Genomic DNA, 15042 nt, shown 5'->3' on the forward strand with positions numbered 1-15042 from the left:
CTTATATAACTTTGGAACCAGACAGGCGCAGGATTTATCTTTCTCCCGGCGCCATCGTAGCGCCCTTTTGACACACTGTTTTTTTCCCTGGATACGGCCCTGCCGGATCAGGCGACATTCGTCGCTGCCCGCTTCGCTCTTTTGCCGCCCTCGGGGTAGCCTGGCAGGATGGCCTGCAGCCTGACGACGTCGCCGAAGACGATAATAGCCGGTCCTTCGACCGCCTCGGCGACGTCGGCAAGCTTGCCAAGCGTCGTAACCCGCGTCTGCTGATTCGGACGCGTTGCATTGGAAACGATCGCCGCCGGCAGTGCCCGGCTGATACCCCGCTCCAGCGCGGCGTCACGGATGGCCCGGGAAAGCGACAGCCCCATCAGTACCACTGTCGTATGATCGGACTGCCGGAGCAGATCGATCCACGACAGGTTGGTCTTCGCCCCTTTCAAATGGGCCGAAACAACGGAAAAGTTCGCCGCGTACCCCCGGGCGGTCACCGGGATGCCGGCGACTGCCGGCCCCGCGATCGCCGATGAGATGCCGGCAACGACACTGACGCGGAACCCTTTTTCGGCCAGGTAGGCTGCCTCCTCCGCCCCGCGTCCGAAGATATAGGGGTCGCCGCTTTTGAGCCTGGCGACGCTGCACCCCTTCTCCGCATACTGCACGATCATACGGTTGATCTCATCCTGCGTTCGGCTGTGGCATCCCTTGCGCTTGCCCACATAAATCTTGACGCTCTTTGTCGGGATCAGTGCCAGGATCTCCTCGCTGATCAGGTGGTCGTACAGGATGACATCGGCCTCTTTTATAATATGGTACGCCTTGAGCGTCAACAACTCCACATCACCCGGACCGCACCCCACCAGGGAGACGCTGGCGAGCAGACGACCGGCGGTTTTGCGCGTCGCTGCGGCATCGATCATCCCCCCGGAACGTTCGCCGGCTTTCTCCCGTGCAAGTGTTTCGAGCTCCGGCGGCAGGATGCGCCGTATCTTGTCCCGGACACACTGCGTCAACGCGGGGCTCGCCCCGTCGCTCGAGACGGCGATCTTGAGCGGTCCGTAGTGCAGCAGGGAAGCGAAGTAAAAGTCGCACAAAGACGGAACGTCGACAACGTTGAGCAAAAAGCCCTTTGCGGCCTTCAGACCGAGCAGCATCTCCGTCACGGCGTTGTCGCCGGTAGCGTCAATGACCACCGAAGCCCCCTTCAAATCGCCGGCTGCCACGCTTTTGCGTATCACTTTGTGCAGGGGAACCCCTTCAAAGCCGGTATGGACGGAGGGTGCAATCACCGTTGCTGCAATGCCGTTAGCCGCAAGGACCTCCGCTTTGTGCAGCCCCACTTTTCCCGCACCGACAAGGACGACCCCGCCCTCTTTGGGCTTAAGTAACACCGGAAGCGATGCCGTTTTCATGTTTCTCTCCTAGACTCCGAATCGTATTTCGGATCGATGCAAGCAGGTAGTCGATATCGGCGACCTCCTGCGAATAGTGCACGCTGATGCGCACCCAGCCCGGCCGCGTCTGCAGCTCCGCATCGTCGGGCAGCCCGAGCAGATCGTGCCCGTAGGGTCCCGCGCATGAACAGCCCGCCCGGGTCTGGATCCCCCACGCTTCCGAGAGTCCGGCGCACAGGGCGTAGGGATCGATGCTCTCGACATTGAACGAGACGATCCCGAGGTTCTCTTTCTCCAGATCCCCGTACACCGTACAGCCCGGGATGTCCCTCAGTCCGGAAAGCAGATAGTCCGTGAGCTGCTTTTTGCGGTTTTTGATCCAGGCCAGCCCAAGTTCGTTGCGCAGCTGGTAGGCGAGTGCGGCCCGGATAAGCTGCAGGATCCCCGGCGTGCCCGCATCCTCCCGGCTCTCCTTCTCGTCGATGAAACGGTGTTCGCTCCGGTTCACGTACGTCACGGTGCCCCCGCCGGCGAACGTCGGCGCGACCGTATCGTTGATCAGCGATTTGCGAATGACCAGCAGCCCGCACGACCCCGGCCCCCCGAGCAGTTTGTGCGGGGAGAGGAACATGGCGTCGTAGAGTTTACTGGGCACGTTCATATACGGCGACGACGCGGCCGCGTCGAAACAGACCATGGCGCCGTAACGGCGCAGCAGCCGCGAGATGCGCTGATAGGGGGTGATGATCCCCGTCACGTTCGAAGCGATGCAGAACGCCCCGATCACCTCCCGGTGGCGGTTCGCCTGCAGCAGCATCTCCATGTACTCCAGGTCGATCTCCCCTTCGGCATCGAACCCGATGCGCACGGTGTCGCAGATCCCTTCGCGGTAGCTGATCTCGTTCGAATGGTGCTCGTAGGGGCCGACGATGACCAGCGGCCGGTTCTTGGGCCGTACCCGTACGATGCAGCGTTTCCGCGTCGCCGGGGGGATGTAGACCCCCAGGATCTCCTGCAGACGCTTGATCGCCGAGGTGGCGCCGCAGCCGCAGGGCAGGATGGCGAAGGCGTCGTCCAGCCCCAGCAGCGTTTTGAGCTGCTCCCGGGCCCCGTTGTAGTAGTGTTCCGTCACCGCCGCCATCGACGCCTCTTTCGAATGGGTGTTGGCATAGGTCTCGAGGACCTCCCGAATCCGCGATTCGATCGGTTCGAACGCCAGCCCCGACGCGGTGTAGTCAAAATAGTGTTTCTTATGGCGGCCGATCGTCTGCTCAGCGACGAAAGTTTTGCGGTTCCCCCGCTTAAGCAACGGCCGAAATAGCTGTTGTGTCATATGCCTGCTCCCGTAAAAATGCTCCAAATGTTTCATACCCGCTGCAAAGATACTGCAGCAGCAGGCGCTCGATGATCCCGGCGGCCTCTTCGGGCGCCACCTTGATACCGCTCTTTTCGCCGAACGCGCTGCGCTCACCTTCCAGGTGGCCGCCGAAGATCAGCTCGAAACCGTTGATCCGCCGCTCCCCGCGCTTAAGCACGGCCCCCACGAACCCGATGTCGACGATGTGCGGATGCGCACAGGCGTTCGGACAGCCGTTGACGCTGATCGTAACGGGCTCGGTGAAATCGGGGAACCGCTCATTCAGGTAGTCAACGATCTCCCGCGCCAGCTCCTTCGTTTCGCTGATGGCGAACTTGCAGAAGTTCAACCCCGTACACGCCAGCGTTCGCGCTTTGAAGGGGGTCGGATTGGGCGACAGCCCGGCCTGCTCCAGCTCCCCGGTCATGGCGCTGACCCGGCTCTCGGGGACGTCGAGCACGACGACGTTCTGCGTCGTCGTGAACTTGGCCCTGCCGGCACGGTGACGCTGCATCGCCTTGGCCAGTTGCAGCAGCCCGCCCCCGCCGATGCGCCCCGACGTCACGGCACAGCCGATGTAGCTCCTGCCCTCGACGCTGCTCGCATGGGCGCCGAAATGGCCCCGCAGGGCATAGGGCGTGTAGGCCCGGGTCTGCGGCGGCAGCAGCTCGAATCCCAGCAGCGCATGCAGCCGGGCGACGAAGGCGTCGACTCCCCAAGCATCGACAAGGTGCCCCAGGCGGGCCTTGGAACGGTTTTCGCGGTTCCCCTCGTCGCGGTACAGGGTCGCCACCGCCTCAGCGATAGGAACGACCTGTTCCGCCGCCGCATAACCGATATGCGAAGCGATGCGCCGGTTCTTGGCCAGCCCGCCCCCGACGCTGACGTCGAAAAGCACACGGCCCGACGGGTGGTCGACCGCCGTAAAGCTCAGGTCCTGTATCTCGTGGGAGATACAGTGGCTGCGGCAGCCGCTGATGCCGATCTTGAACTTGCGCGGCAGATTCGAAAAATCCCGGTTGTCCCGGAAGAGAGCGTTGACCGCCCTGACCAGCGGGCGCACGTCTGAGACCGCCCCATGGTCGATGCCGTCCACCGGGCAGCTGACGACGTTGCGCGGACAGTCGCCCGCGGCCATCTTCGTACTGAGTCCGACGCGTTCCAACAGGGCGAATATCACCGGCAGATGCCGCACTTCGATCCAGTGGAACTGCAGGTCCTGCCGCGTCGTGATATCGGCGCTGCGCCGCGCGTATGCATTGGAGATGTAACCGAGCGTTTTGAGCTGTTCGGTCGTCACCTCCCCCGCCTCGAGCTTGACCCGCAGCATGAAATAGAGCGTAGGATCCTCCTCTTTCTGGAGGTTTCTGTTCTGGGTGTAGAGCCCGTACCATTTGAACCGGTCGATATCGTCGGGATGCGGATCGCTGCCGTTGCAAGCATACTCCGCTATCGCGCCGATGACGTCCAGGCCGTCCTTTTCGCGCTTGATGCGCTCCACGCGCTGCGCTTTCGTTTCGGATGCCATGCATCACCTCCTATGCAATCGCTTTGGCTTCCCAGTGCGGGAAGTGTCTGCGTATCAGGGCGTTGAGTTCCGCCTCGAACGATACGGTCGCCGTCTCCGGCAGCGTATTCTCTTCCGCCGCCGCAACGATCATGCCGGCCCCCGACGTATTGTTGCTGACGCGGTCGATCAAAATGAAGCTGCCCGTGTAGCGGTTCGCTTCGTACGGGTCGCACGCGATCGGGGCTCCCAAGAGGAGCCGAACCCGTGCGATACCGTTAAGCCCGAGTTCCGCCGCCTCGTGCTGCGTGAGGGTATTGACGTCGTAGCGGTAATCGATCGCCTCCACCTTCGCAGCCACCGTTGTCGCCGCGCGCTTGAGCGTATAGGTTCTGCCGATCTCGAGCGGTGTCTCGTCCATCCAGACCAGCTCCGCAATAAGTTTCCCGGCAAGCGTAATCTCGGCGTCGCCGTCGACGAGGATGTCGCCGCGGCTTATGTCGATCTCGTCTTCGAGGGTCAGCGTCACGGCGTTGTCCGCCTCCGCGACCGCCAGTTCGCCGTCAAAGGTCACGATCGAACGCACCCGCGACCGTTTCCCCGACGGCATGACCTTCACCGCGTCGCCCTTGCGGATCGCGCCGGAGGCCACGGTCCCGGCAAAGCCGCGGAAGTCGGAGGAGGGCCGGTTGACGTACTGCACGGGGAAACGGAAAGGCGCCCCGTCGACCTGCCTGTCCAGTTCGGCCGTCTCAAGCAGTTCAAGCAGCGTCGCGCCCTCGTACCACGGCAGACGCGCCGAGCGTTCCACGACGTTGTCCCCCTCCAGCGCCGAAAGCGGAATCACCGACACCTCCGCGATATTCAGACCCGCCGCGAACGCCATATACTCCTGCCGGATCGCTTCGAAACGCCCCTCGGAGAAATCGACGAGGTCCATCTTGTTCACCGCGACGATCACCCGGGTGATCCCCAGCAGCCGTACAATGAATGAATGGCGCCGCGTCTGCGTCTGGATGCCGTAACGGGCGTCGATCAGGATGATCGCCAGGTCGGCGGTCGACGCGCCCGTCGCCATGTTCCGCGTGTACTGCTCGTGCCCCGGGGTGTCCGCGATGATGAACTTGCGCTTGTCGGTGGCAAAGTAACGGTACGCGACGTCGATGGTAATCCCCTGCTCGCGTTCGCTCTGCAGGCCGTCGACAAGCAGGGCGAGGTCGACCCGCTCTCCCGTCGTTCCTGATTTGCGGCTCTCCTTCGTGATCGCCGCCAGCTGGTCTTCGAAGATCATCTTCGTATCGTGCAGCAGGCGGCCGATGAGGGTGCTTTTCCCGTCATCGACGCTGCCGCAGGTGATGAACCGGAGCAGTTCTTTGTTTTCGTGTTCATGCAGGTAGCGCTCGATGTCCGAGGCTATCAGTCTCTCTTGTGCTTCCATCAGAAATATCCTTCCATTTTCTTCTTCTCCATGGAACCGGACTGATCGCTGTCGATCACCCGTCCCTGGCGTTCGCTGGTCTTCGCCAGCAGCATCTCCTGAATGATCTCCGGCAGCGTCGTCGCCGTCGAAGCGACCGCGCCGGTCAGCGGGTAGCAGCCGAGCGTCCGGAAGCGCACGCTCTCCAGGCGGGGCGTCTCCCCCTCCTGCAGCGGCATCCGGTCGTCGTCGACCATAATTTTCACGCCGTCGCGCTCCACGATGGGGCGCTCCTGAGCAAAATAAAGCGGGACGATCGGGATCTGTTCAAGGTAGATGTACTGCCAGATATCCAGCTCCGTCCAGTTTGACAGCGGGAAGACCCGGATACTCTCGCCCCGACGGATGCTGCCGTTGTAGACGTTCCATAGCTCGGGGCGCTGGTTTTTCGGGTCCCAGCGGTGGTTCGCGTCGCGGAAGGAGTAGATCCGCTCCTTGGCGCGGCTCTTCTCTTCGTCGCGGCGCGCGCCGCCGAATACGGCGTCGAACCCGTATTTGTCGAGCGCCTGCTTCAGCCCCTCGGTCTTCATCACGTCCGTATGGACCGCGCTGCCGTGGGTGAAGGGGCCGATGCCGCGGGCGACGCCCTCTTCGTTGACGTGGACCAGCAGTTCCAGCCCCAGCGCGTCGATCCGGCTGTCGCGGAACGCGATCATCTCCCTGAACTTCCAGGTCGTATCCACATGCAGCAGCGGGAAAGGCAGCTTGGCCGGGTAAAACGCCTTGAGCGCCAGGTGCAGCATCACCGAGGAGTCCTTCCCGATGCTGTAGAGCATGGCCGGGTTGTCGAACTCAGCCGCGACTTCGCGCATGATGTGGATCGCCTCCGCCTCGAGTTTCCTCAGATGGGTGCGACGTTGTCTGTCAAGCATTGTTTACTCCTTTCGGTGCAGTCCGCACTCTTTGTGTTCGGGCAATTCCCACCACCAGCGCCCCGAGCGGATATCGTCGCCCGGGACGACGGCCCGGGTACACGGCGCGCAGCCGATACTCGGGTAACCGTGGTCGTGCAGCCGGTTATAGGGCACGCCGTTGGCGTGGAGATGCTCCCACACCTCCGCCTCGCTCCACTCGATGAGCGGGTTGAGCTTCAGCAGGCCGTTTGCTTCGTCGTGCTCGACCAATCGCATCGATTCGCGGGTCGGGGACTGTTCCCGCCGGAGCCCCGTGATCCAGACCTCCACACCCCGAAGCGCGCGCTTCAGCGGCGCGATCTTCCGGGCATGGCAGCAGCGTCTGCGGTTTTCGACGCTGTCGTAAAAGCCGTTGATCCCCTGCGCCTTGTAAAGCGCCTCCACGTCCGAAGGGTCAGGGAAATAGACGTCGATGTTCATCCCGTACTTTTGGTTCGTTCTGTCCATCACGTCATAGGTCTCATACGGCAGCCTGCCCGTGTCGATCGTAAAAACCCCGATGCGCTCCCGGTACGGCTGCAGCAGATGCGTCAGCACCTGGTCCTCCGCGCCGAAACTCGATGCCAGCGCGATCCGTCCGCCGTACTGCTGTGCGAAATACGCCAGCACCTCATCGGCGGTTTTCCCCGCCAGACGGCGGTTCAATGTTTCAGTGTTCTCTTTCATCACCTCTCCTAAATCTGATAGTCGTCGCCGGTCGGCCGGTGCAGACCGATGCCGATCCTCGTCCAGGCCCGCTCGTGCAGGTAGTACAGGACCATTTTCGTAAAGACCTCGATCGAACCGATCGAGGCTGCCATCGCCAGGCTCCCCGTAATCAGGAACGAGATCACCATCGTGTCCAGGGTGCCGACCGCGCGCCAGGAGAGGGTTTTCACCGCACTCCGATAGGCTTTTTCTTGCATAATGTCACCACGCTTTTCATGGAGCCGGTGCGACCGGCCCTCTTGTTGTTTCGCCGCTATTCGGCTGCTTCGATGTCGTACAGCGGCGTCGACAGATACCGCTCGCCGGTATCGCAAAGCATCGTCACGATCATCTTCCCCCGGTTCTCCCGCCGGGCCGCCACCGTGCGGGCGGCGAGCACGTTCGCGCCCGAAGAGATGCCGACGAGCAGCCCCTCGTCCCGTGCGAGCTTCCGCGCCGAAGCCATGGCCTCGTCGTTCCCGACGGTCAACACCTCGCCGTAGGCCCAGGGGTCGAGTACCTTGGGCACGAAGCCCGCCCCGATCCCCTGGATTTTGTGCGGTCCGGGCTTGCCGCCCGAGAGGACCGCCGAGTCCTCGGGCTCCACCGCGATGATCTCGATGTTCGGGTTGTACGCCTTGAGGATCGATCCCACACCGGTGATCGTGCCACCGGTGCCGACGGCGGCGACGAAGATATCGATCTTCCCGGCTGTATCCCGCCATATCTCTTCCGCCGTCGTCACCATATGCGCGACCGGGTTGGCCGGATTCTCAAACTGCTGCAGCACCACGCCGTTCTCGATCGTGGCAGCGAGCTCGTTGGCCCGCACCACCGCGCCGGCCATCCCCGCGGCGGGGTCGGTCAGCTCGAGTTCCGCCCCGAGTGCCAAGAGCAGCTTCCGGCGCTCGATGCTCATGGAGCTCGGCATCGTAAGAATCAGCCTTAGTCCCAGCCCCGCCGCGATCGACGCGAGCGCGATCCCCGTATTGCCGCTGGTCGGCTCGATGATCACGCTCTGTTTGTTCAGAAGCCCGCTCTCCAGTGCCCGCGTGATCATGTTCTTCCCGATCCGGTCCTTGACCGATCCGGAAGGGTTCATGAATTCACACTTGCCCAGCAGCGTCGTTTCCGTTTCGTCCGAAGCGTTGTTCAGCTTCACCAGCGGCGTATTGCCGATCAGTTCCGTTACATTGGTTGCGTAATGCATGCCGTCTCCTTGAAATACGGATTAATGCGGTACCTTCGCACCTGTTCGGGCCTACAGCGCCACGACCTCGATCTCATGCCGTTTCAACCAGCGGTAGAGGGCACACCCCATACAGCTGTCATCCACCGCTTCGGCCGCCGTCCAGATCGCAAACGCGCCGGCAAACAGTCCGGCGATGTTCGCGTATCCCGCCAGGTCCGTGCCTAGCGTTCCCAGTGTCACGCCGAACTTGATCTGATCGGCGAAACGCTTTTCCGCCGCGTCGCCCCTGCGCGCCCCGAACCGTATCATGTACGTTGCGGCGCGGGCACTCAGCGCCAGCGGGCTGATCCATGGCGTCGCATTGAGCAGCACGAAATAGTCCAGTGCCAGCAGCAGAAGCCAGACGGCACTGCCCGTATGCAGGTACATGGTCGCCGCCAGCGCGACGACGGCTGCCCGCAACCGGGTCTGGTTGGCATCGCTGCCGTAACCGGATGTTGTATTGACCTTCATTCCAATCTCCTTTCTGCAGCCGGGAGGGATTCGCCGCCCCGCTGCCTATTGTTTTTCGGCTTCCCGCTGTGAAACGGACGCCAGGAAAGACGTCAGAATCTCGGAAACCGTTTGGAATGGAAAAACTATAAATGAATATTCATTCAGTGTCAAGCACTTTTATTTTTATGGGGTTCTGTTCCGGGAACAAAAAACGTTAAAAGCCCTATATTCAGGGATTTCTAGGCAATAATTTTTTCTTTATTTAATACCTTAGTATTCTACTATTGTTACTTATGTATTAGGAGAGAAAACGTGCGGAAATGGAGATAGTATATTTATTTTTTATAATATAAATATGAATGAATTATTTTATGATGCCGCCCGGGGATCAATGCGTCGTACACACCGAACAGACGTCAAAACTGCGGAAAATGAACGTCGCCTCGGCGATATCGGCGGCACCGACCATCGCTTTTTGCGCCGGTGCCGGATCGGACATCACGGAACTGCCGAGATTCCACTGCGTCGGCGTGATGATCTTGTATTCGGCGACGATCCCCCGCTCCAGACGCATGCGGTGCATCAGCGGGCCGCGCGGGGCCTCGACGATCCCCTCCCCCGTAGCGCTGATGCGTTCAAGGGGTACCGGCGGGACATAGGAGGGTTCGGAGAGCTCCAGCTCCGCCAGCAGCGTTTTCGCATGCTGCAGCAGCACGGCCGTCTCGTACGCCCTGGCCATCACCCGTGTGTAAACGCTGTCCTTGTAGCGGCGGTGCATGTTTTTGATCAGGGCGGTATCGGCCGAGATCGACCGGGCGAGCGGCCCGACTTCGTAAAAGTGCTTCCCGTAGCGGACATTGCGGGCATGACTCGTCTCGTCCCGGCAGACTGCCGGTTCCGTCGATACCAGGCAGGGATCGGCTTTCATCGGACGGGTATGTTTCAGCCGCGCCCGTACCGTAAAGCCGTGTTCTCCCAGGACGACGAACCGGTCGTATGCCATCCCCTTTTTATGCATCTCCGTCGCGATCAGCCCCTTTTCCAGACGCCCGAGATCGCTCTGCAGCGGGTTGAATTCCCGGCAGGAGGCAAAGGAGAGCAGCGCATCCAGCCCTACGCCCGCCGTCTCCTTTTCGAAAAAACCGATCAGCTCGTCCAGCAGGCCCGCCGCCTGGATGCGTTCCAGATGGGTCGGGTCGCAGGTGACGCCGCCGGGGATCATGTAGGAGCTGTGGGGCCACTGCCCGGCGAAGAGCGCCAGAATCTTCGTCGCCTGCGCGGCGGCGTAGGCACCCTTGAGCGGGGCTGGAGAGAGGCCTCCGACACCCAGTTTTTCCAGTTCGGGCAGAATGACGAGGTAGAGCCATTTAAAATGGTTCTGGATCATCTCGAGTACCAGCGTCAGCTCCCGGATGCTCCGCGCCTTTCGCGTCAGCACGACGGGGTAGCCCGCCTGCGCATATGCCGCCTCGATCGCCCGGACGGTCGCCATCAGGTGAGCGTGCCCGCAGATCCCGCAGACCCGCGGCGTGATCACCAGGGCATCGGTCGCTTTCCGCCCCTCGAGCATGCGCTCCATCCCCCTGAAATGCGGAAAAGCGATCTCCGCCCAGGTGATTTTCTCCCCGCGGGTGTCGAAATAGAGCGACGCCTCCCCCTCGATGTGTTCAATCAGTGCCCTAGTCATCATCGGTAAGCCGCTCCTCCAGCCGTTTGATTTTGAAGCTTTTGGCGATGCCCGTCATCGTCAGGTAGGCACGCTTGGAGACGCCGACCGGCACCTCTTCGGGAATGGACATGTTCGTCTTCGTTTCAAAAAGGTTGCGGCGCGGGAAATCGGGCTCGGTACAGCCGAAACAGGGCGTGCCGACCCGCATTTTCGAACTGACGCCGTTCCAGAGCGTCCGGTTGCACGAGGCGTGGGTCAGCGGCCCGCGGCAGCCGTGTTCATAGAAGAGGCACCCCTCCTTCCGCCCGAACTGCTCCGCATCCACCTTCCACTCGAAGTACTCGTTGCGCAGGCAGCCGTCATGCGCCATGTGGCGGTAGAGCGCCGTCGGCCTTCCCAGGGCATCGACGGAAATGGGACGCCCCTCCGCGATGTTCATCAGGGCGAATCCGAGCCATTCGGGGTGCACGGGGCAGCCGGAGAGATTGATCACTTTGCCGGCTTTCCCGAGCAGGGGGCCGTCGGGATGCTCCCCGGCGTAGGCCAGGCCGCTGTTGCGTTCCGGCGCCGCCGCTTTGAAGATACCGCCGAAGCTGGCGCAGCTGCCCGCCGCGATGACGTGACCGGCTTCCTCGGCATAATACGCCACCAGCCGCTCCAGCGTCACACCGGCGCGCTCCATCATCGGGTCGAAGGCGCCTTCGAAGACAAGGACGTCGCAGCCGCGTCTGCAGCGCGCAATCTCCTCCAGGCTCTGGGAACAGGGGAGCAGCGGATGGTAGAGCACCTCAAAACGCGCCAGCAGCTGCGGCAGATAGGGAAGGTTTAAGAAGGAGTGGGTGTTGCCGTTGCAGGTGACGCCCTGAAGCCAGATCAGCGTCGGTTTAAACAGTCTTGAGCGCACGGTAGATATTCTCCGCGATGGAGGCCTCATAGCTGCTCAGTGGTTCGGGCAGTATCTTCTCGCCGAAGAGAAAGACCATCCCCCCGAGGTACCCCATAAAGAGGCCGAAGGCGCTGAAAAAGTCCTGGTCGCGGAGTTCGCCTCCGGCGACGCCGTCATCGAAGAAGATCATCATTTCCGTAATAAAGGGCGAGACGCAGACCATCCCCTCGCACGACTCTCCGAACACCTCGCGGTTGGAGAGGTAGATCCGGAGGAAATACTCGATCATCTCCGGGCGTTCGGTCGCCATCGTGAAGTAGAAGGTAACGATCGCGCTGATCTTATCCTTTGCGCTGCCCGGACCTTCGTTGATCTCGCGGATGTGTTTGCCGAGGTATTCGGAAATGTAGAGGATGAGTTCCTTGGCCAGGATATCCTTCGAGCTGAAGTAGTTGTAAAAGTTCCCCACGCTCATGCCGACCTTCGCCGCGATATCGGGAATGGTCGTGACATAAAAACCCTTCTCCGCAAACAGCTTCAATGCCGTCGAAATGATGTTCTCTTTACGTTCTTCTTTGCTCACACGCGCCACGTCACCCTCTTTAAATAATATTAATCGTTCCTCTAATGGTAGCACAAATAGCGAATAGCCATTCACATTAAGATGCATTACCTTATAATTTGATACCTATTATGAAAGCGAACCCATGGATTATTTCGCCAAACGTATCATCCCCTGTCTCGACGTCAAGGACGGCCGCGTCGTCAAAGGGGTCAACTTCGTCGGACTCAAAGATGCGGGCGACCCGGTGGAGATCGCCAAACGCTACAACGAAGAGGGTGCGGACGAACTGACCTTTCTCGACATTACCGCGTCGCACGAAGAGCGCGACACGATCGTCCATATCGTCGAGCAGGTCGCCAAAGAGGTCTTTATCCCGCTGACCGTCGGCGGGGGGATCCGCAAACTTGACGACATCTACAAACTGCTCAACGTCGGCTGCGACAAGGTGAGCGTCAACTCCGCGGCGGTCAAACGCCCCGACCTCATCAATGAAGGGGCGAAACGGTTCGGGTCGCAGTGCATCGTCGTCGCCATCGACGTGAAAAAGACGGGGGACCGCTACCACGTCTACCTCAACGGCGGGCGCATCGATACGGGCATCGACGCCGTGGCATGGGCCAAAGAGGCCGTCGACCGGGGTGCGGGGGAGATCCTGCTCACCTCCATGGACACCGACGGCACCAAGGCAGGCTTCGACATCCCCATCACCGAGCAGATCAGCTCCCTCGTCAACGTCCCGGTCATCGCCAGCGGCGGCGCGGGCACGATGGAGCACATCAAAGAGGCCTTCGAGCACGGCGCCGACGCGGCGCTGGCGGCAAGTATCTTCCACTTCAAAGAGATCGATATCATGGAACTCAAACACTACCTCCAGGGTAACGGCATCCCGGTCCGGCTCTGAGATGTCCGATATCGTCACGTTTTCGCCCGAAGAGAAGGCGATCTTGGTCGAAAAGATCAAAACCTATGTCGCCAAAGAGCTCGACCAGGAGATCGGCGGCTTCGACGCAGAGTTCCTGCTGGACTTTTTTGCCGAAGAGATAGGGGTTTACTTCTATAACAAGGGTTTGAACGACGGTCTGGATGAGATGCGGGTTCGGATCGATACGATCGCCGACGATGTCGGTTACACCCTTGAAAAAAATTCACATTCATAAGGAATGAAGCGCGATGATCATCTGTGCCGGCAACAACGAGACCTTTGACTTCGCGACCCCGATGGGCGTCGGGCTCATCGAGACGACCATGAACATTACCCGCCTCTGCCTCTTCGACAAACCGGAGTTCCTCCTGTTTGTCGGGACGGCCGGCAGTTACGGGGAGAAAGCGATCTTCGACATCGTCGAATCGAAAACGGCGTCGAACATCGAGCTCGCCTTTTTGCAGAACAAGGCCTATACCCCCATCGACAACGTCGTCTCGACCAATACCGAGGGGACCAGGGAGATCATCGTCAACTCCAGCAACTACATTACGACGGACGCCGAACTCGCCAGAGGGTTTCTGCGCTTCGGCGTCGGCATCGAGAACATGGAGTTCTTTGCCGTCCTGCGCGTTGCGCAAGAGTTCGGCATTCCTGCGGGCGGCGTCTTCTGCGTCACCAACTACTGCAACGCAGATGCCCACGCCGATTTTGTCGCCAACCATGACAGGGCCAAGGCGCTGCTGGGCGAGCATGTCAAGCGACGCATCAAGGAGTTGACGGCATGAACACACCGAAACCGACGATCATGGACCTTACCAAAGAGGAGCTTGCCCAGACCGTCAAGCCCGCTTTCCGCGCCAAGCAGATCTACGGCTGGATCTATCACAGCTTCGTCGACAGCTTCGACGAAATGGCCAACATTCCCAAAAGCCTGCGCGAAGAGCTGAACGAGCGCTATATTCTCAACCCGCTCAAAATCCTGCGCAAGGAGGAGTCGGCCGACGGCACCATCAAGTACCTCTTCGAACTCCCCGACGGCAAAACGGTCGAAACCGTCTGGCTGAAGATGAAAGAGACGCAGTACAACGAAGACGGCTCCGTCGCCCAGGAGGCCAAACACACGGTCTGCGTCTCCACCCAGGTCGGCTGCAAAGTCGGCTGCAGCTTCTGTTTGACGGCCAAGGGGGGCTTCACCCGCGACCTCACCCCCGGCGAGATCGTCGCCCAGGTGCTCTCCGTCAAGAAAGACAACGACCATGCGGCGAACCGCCGGGTCAATATCGTCTATATGGGCATGGGGGAACCGCTGGACAACCTCGACAACCTCGCCAAGGCGATCCGCATCCTCAAGGACGAGGACGGTCTCTCCATCTCCGGCAAGCGCCAGACGGTCTCCACGAGCGGGATCAGCACCCGCATCGACAAACTGGGGCAGATGGACCTCGGTGTACACATCGCCATCAGCCTCCACGCCGTCGACGACGAGCTGCGCACAGAGCTTATCCCCATGAACAAGGCGTACAACATCGCCTCCATCATGGATGCCGTGCGCCGATTCCCCATCGACACCCGCAAACGCGTCATGTTCGAATACCTCGTCATCAAAGGGAAAAACGACGACATCGCCTCGGCGAAAAAACTGATCAAACTGCTGCACGGCATCAAGGCAAAGGTCAACCTGATCTACTTCAACCCCTACCCCGGTAGCGACTACCAGCGCCCCGAACGCGAAGACATGGTGAAGTTCCAGCAGTATCTGATCGACCACGGACAGCTCTGTACCATCCGTGATTCGAAAGGGATCGACATCAGCGCGGCCTGCGGGCAGCTCAAAGAGAAAACAAACGAAGAGAAGGGAAAAGCATGACAGGATTGGATATCGTACAGATCGTTTTTTTGATCGGTGTCGTCCTCGTCGGCCTCGGCGGGATCGTCTGGGTCGTCAAGAACGAAAAAAAGTAACGCGGCTTG

General features: G+C 60.6%; 16 protein-coding genes. 4 read left to right on the forward strand and 12 right to left on the reverse strand.

The window, feature by feature from the left end:
- Positions 1 to 107 precede the first annotated feature (107 nt).
- The 12 genes from cobA to LOH54_RS12790 all read right to left on the reverse strand — a co-directional run bounded on the left by cobA (position 108) and on the right by LOH54_RS12790 (position 12164).
- A complete protein-coding gene (cobA, locus tag LOH54_RS12735) occupies positions 108 to 1415 on the reverse strand; it encodes a uroporphyrinogen-III C-methyltransferase (protein WP_231019485.1) in 1308 nt (435 codons plus the stop codon).
- On the reverse strand, positions 1384 to 2730 hold the full coding sequence (locus LOH54_RS12740) for an aminotransferase class V-fold PLP-dependent enzyme (RefSeq protein WP_231019486.1): 1347 nt from the start codon (positions 2728 to 2730) through the stop codon (positions 1384 to 1386). The genes cobA and LOH54_RS12740 overlap by 32 nt, the downstream gene beginning before the upstream one ends.
- Positions 2699 to 4282 carry a nitrite/sulfite reductase gene (locus LOH54_RS12745; protein WP_231019488.1) on the reverse strand — a complete coding sequence of 528 codons (1584 nt, stop codon included), beginning with the start codon at positions 4280 to 4282 and terminating at the stop codon, positions 2699 to 2701. Before LOH54_RS12745 ends, LOH54_RS12740 begins: the two co-directional genes overlap by 32 nt.
- A gap of 10 nt (positions 4283 to 4292) precedes the next feature.
- Complete coding sequence (cysN, locus tag LOH54_RS12750; RefSeq protein WP_231019490.1) at positions 4293 to 5699, reverse strand: sulfate adenylyltransferase subunit CysN; 1407 nt, start codon at positions 5697 to 5699, stop codon at positions 4293 to 4295.
- On the reverse strand, positions 5699 to 6610 hold the full coding sequence (gene cysD / locus LOH54_RS12755; protein ID WP_231019491.1) for a sulfate adenylyltransferase subunit CysD: 912 nt from the start codon (positions 6608 to 6610) through the stop codon (positions 5699 to 5701). Before cysD ends, cysN begins: the two co-directional genes overlap by 1 nt.
- Before the next feature lie 3 nt (positions 6611 to 6613).
- The gene (locus LOH54_RS12760; RefSeq protein ID WP_231019492.1) at positions 6614 to 7318 is read right to left on the reverse strand and encodes a phosphoadenylyl-sulfate reductase; all 705 of its coding nucleotides are present in this window, start codon (positions 7316 to 7318) and stop codon (positions 6614 to 6616) included.
- 8 nt (positions 7319 to 7326) lie between these two features.
- Positions 7327 to 7557 carry a DUF2061 domain-containing protein gene (locus tag LOH54_RS12765; protein WP_231019493.1) on the reverse strand — a complete coding sequence of 77 codons (231 nt, stop codon included), beginning with the start codon at positions 7555 to 7557 and terminating at the stop codon, positions 7327 to 7329.
- A gap of 56 nt (positions 7558 to 7613) precedes the next feature.
- Positions 7614 to 8549 (reverse strand): cysteine synthase A, encoded by a 936-nt coding sequence (cysK, locus tag LOH54_RS12770; protein WP_231019494.1) that lies wholly within the window; start codon positions 8547 to 8549, stop codon positions 7614 to 7616.
- Between the two features lie 51 nt (positions 8550 to 8600).
- On the reverse strand, positions 8601 to 9044 hold the full coding sequence (locus LOH54_RS12775; protein ID WP_231019495.1) for a DUF4395 family protein: 444 nt from the start codon (positions 9042 to 9044) through the stop codon (positions 8601 to 8603).
- 370 nt (positions 9045 to 9414) lie between these two features.
- Entirely contained in the window at positions 9415 to 10716 is a 1302-nt protein-coding gene (locus LOH54_RS12780; RefSeq protein WP_231019497.1) for a nickel-dependent hydrogenase large subunit, read from the reverse strand.
- Positions 10706 to 11599, reverse strand: coding sequence for an NADH-quinone oxidoreductase subunit B family protein (locus LOH54_RS12785; RefSeq protein WP_231019499.1), 894 nt, complete (start codon positions 11597 to 11599; stop codon positions 10706 to 10708). Before LOH54_RS12785 ends, LOH54_RS12780 begins: the two co-directional genes overlap by 11 nt.
- Positions 11580 to 12164, reverse strand: a complete 585-nt coding sequence (locus LOH54_RS12790) for a TetR/AcrR family transcriptional regulator (RefSeq protein ID WP_345970151.1) — start codon at positions 12162 to 12164, stop codon at positions 11580 to 11582. Before LOH54_RS12790 ends, LOH54_RS12785 begins: the two co-directional genes overlap by 20 nt.
- Before the next feature lie 124 nt (positions 12165 to 12288).
- Between LOH54_RS12790 and hisF the strand changes: the two genes are divergently transcribed.
- From hisF to rlmN, 4 genes are read left to right on the forward strand one after another with little or no spacing between them, the layout of a single operon-like run.
- A complete protein-coding gene (gene hisF / locus LOH54_RS12795) occupies positions 12289 to 13047 on the forward strand; it encodes an imidazole glycerol phosphate synthase subunit HisF (protein ID WP_231019501.1) in 759 nt (252 codons plus the stop codon).
- A gap of 1 nt (position 13048) precedes the next feature.
- On the forward strand, positions 13049 to 13303 hold the full coding sequence (locus LOH54_RS12800; protein ID WP_231019502.1) for a DUF2164 domain-containing protein: 255 nt from the start codon (positions 13049 to 13051) through the stop codon (positions 13301 to 13303).
- Between the two features lie 13 nt (positions 13304 to 13316).
- Positions 13317 to 13856, forward strand: a complete 540-nt coding sequence (locus tag LOH54_RS12805; RefSeq protein WP_231019503.1) for a phosphorylase family protein — start codon at positions 13317 to 13319, stop codon at positions 13854 to 13856.
- On the forward strand, positions 13853 to 14938 hold the full coding sequence (gene rlmN / locus LOH54_RS12810) for a dual-specificity RNA methyltransferase RlmN (RefSeq protein ID WP_231019504.1): 1086 nt from the start codon (positions 13853 to 13855) through the stop codon (positions 14936 to 14938). The genes LOH54_RS12805 and rlmN overlap by 4 nt, the downstream gene beginning before the upstream one ends.
- Positions 14939 to 15042 lie beyond the last annotated feature (104 nt).

The sequence above is a fragment of the Sulfurimonas sp. HSL-3221 genome, from assembly GCF_021044585.1.
Taxonomy (GTDB): domain Bacteria; phylum Campylobacterota; class Campylobacteria; order Campylobacterales; family Sulfurimonadaceae; genus Thiomicrolovo; species Thiomicrolovo sulfuroxydans.

Bases quoted from the DNA above. Each gene is read 5' to 3' on its own strand.
- cobA (WP_231019485.1), bottom strand. From the start codon at position 1,415: ATGAAAACGGCATCGCTTCCGGTGTTACTTAAGCCCAAAGAGGGCGGG.
- LOH54_RS12740 (WP_231019486.1), bottom strand. From the start codon at position 2,730: ATGACACAACAGCTATTTCGGCCGTTGCTTAAGCGGGGGAACCGCAAA.
- LOH54_RS12745 (WP_231019488.1), bottom strand. From the start codon at position 4,282: ATGGCATCCGAAACGAAAGCGCAGCGCGTGGAGCGCATCAAGCGCGAA.
- cysN (WP_231019490.1), bottom strand. From the start codon at position 5,699: ATGGAAGCACAAGAGAGACTGATAGCCTCGGACATCGAGCGCTACCTG.
- cysD (WP_231019491.1), bottom strand. From the start codon at position 6,610: ATGCTTGACAGACAACGTCGCACCCATCTGAGGAAACTCGAGGCGGAG.
- LOH54_RS12760 (WP_231019492.1), bottom strand. From the start codon at position 7,318: ATGAAAGAGAACACTGAAACATTGAACCGCCGTCTGGCGGGGAAAACC.
- LOH54_RS12765 (WP_231019493.1), bottom strand. From the start codon at position 7,557: ATGCAAGAAAAAGCCTATCGGAGTGCGGTGAAAACCCTCTCCTGGCGC.
- cysK (WP_231019494.1), bottom strand. From the start codon at position 8,549: ATGCATTACGCAACCAATGTAACGGAACTGATCGGCAATACGCCGCTG.
- LOH54_RS12775 (WP_231019495.1), bottom strand. From the start codon at position 9,044: ATGAAGGTCAATACAACATCCGGTTACGGCAGCGATGCCAACCAGACC.
- LOH54_RS12780 (WP_231019497.1), bottom strand. From the start codon at position 10,716: ATGATGACTAGGGCACTGATTGAACACATCGAGGGGGAGGCGTCGCTC.
- hisF (WP_231019501.1), top strand. From the start codon at position 12,289: ATGGATTATTTCGCCAAACGTATCATCCCCTGTCTCGACGTCAAGGAC.
- LOH54_RS12800 (WP_231019502.1), top strand. From the start codon at position 13,049: ATGTCCGATATCGTCACGTTTTCGCCCGAAGAGAAGGCGATCTTGGTC.
- LOH54_RS12805 (WP_231019503.1), top strand. From the start codon at position 13,317: ATGATCATCTGTGCCGGCAACAACGAGACCTTTGACTTCGCGACCCCG.
- rlmN (WP_231019504.1), top strand. From the start codon at position 13,853: ATGAACACACCGAAACCGACGATCATGGACCTTACCAAAGAGGAGCTT.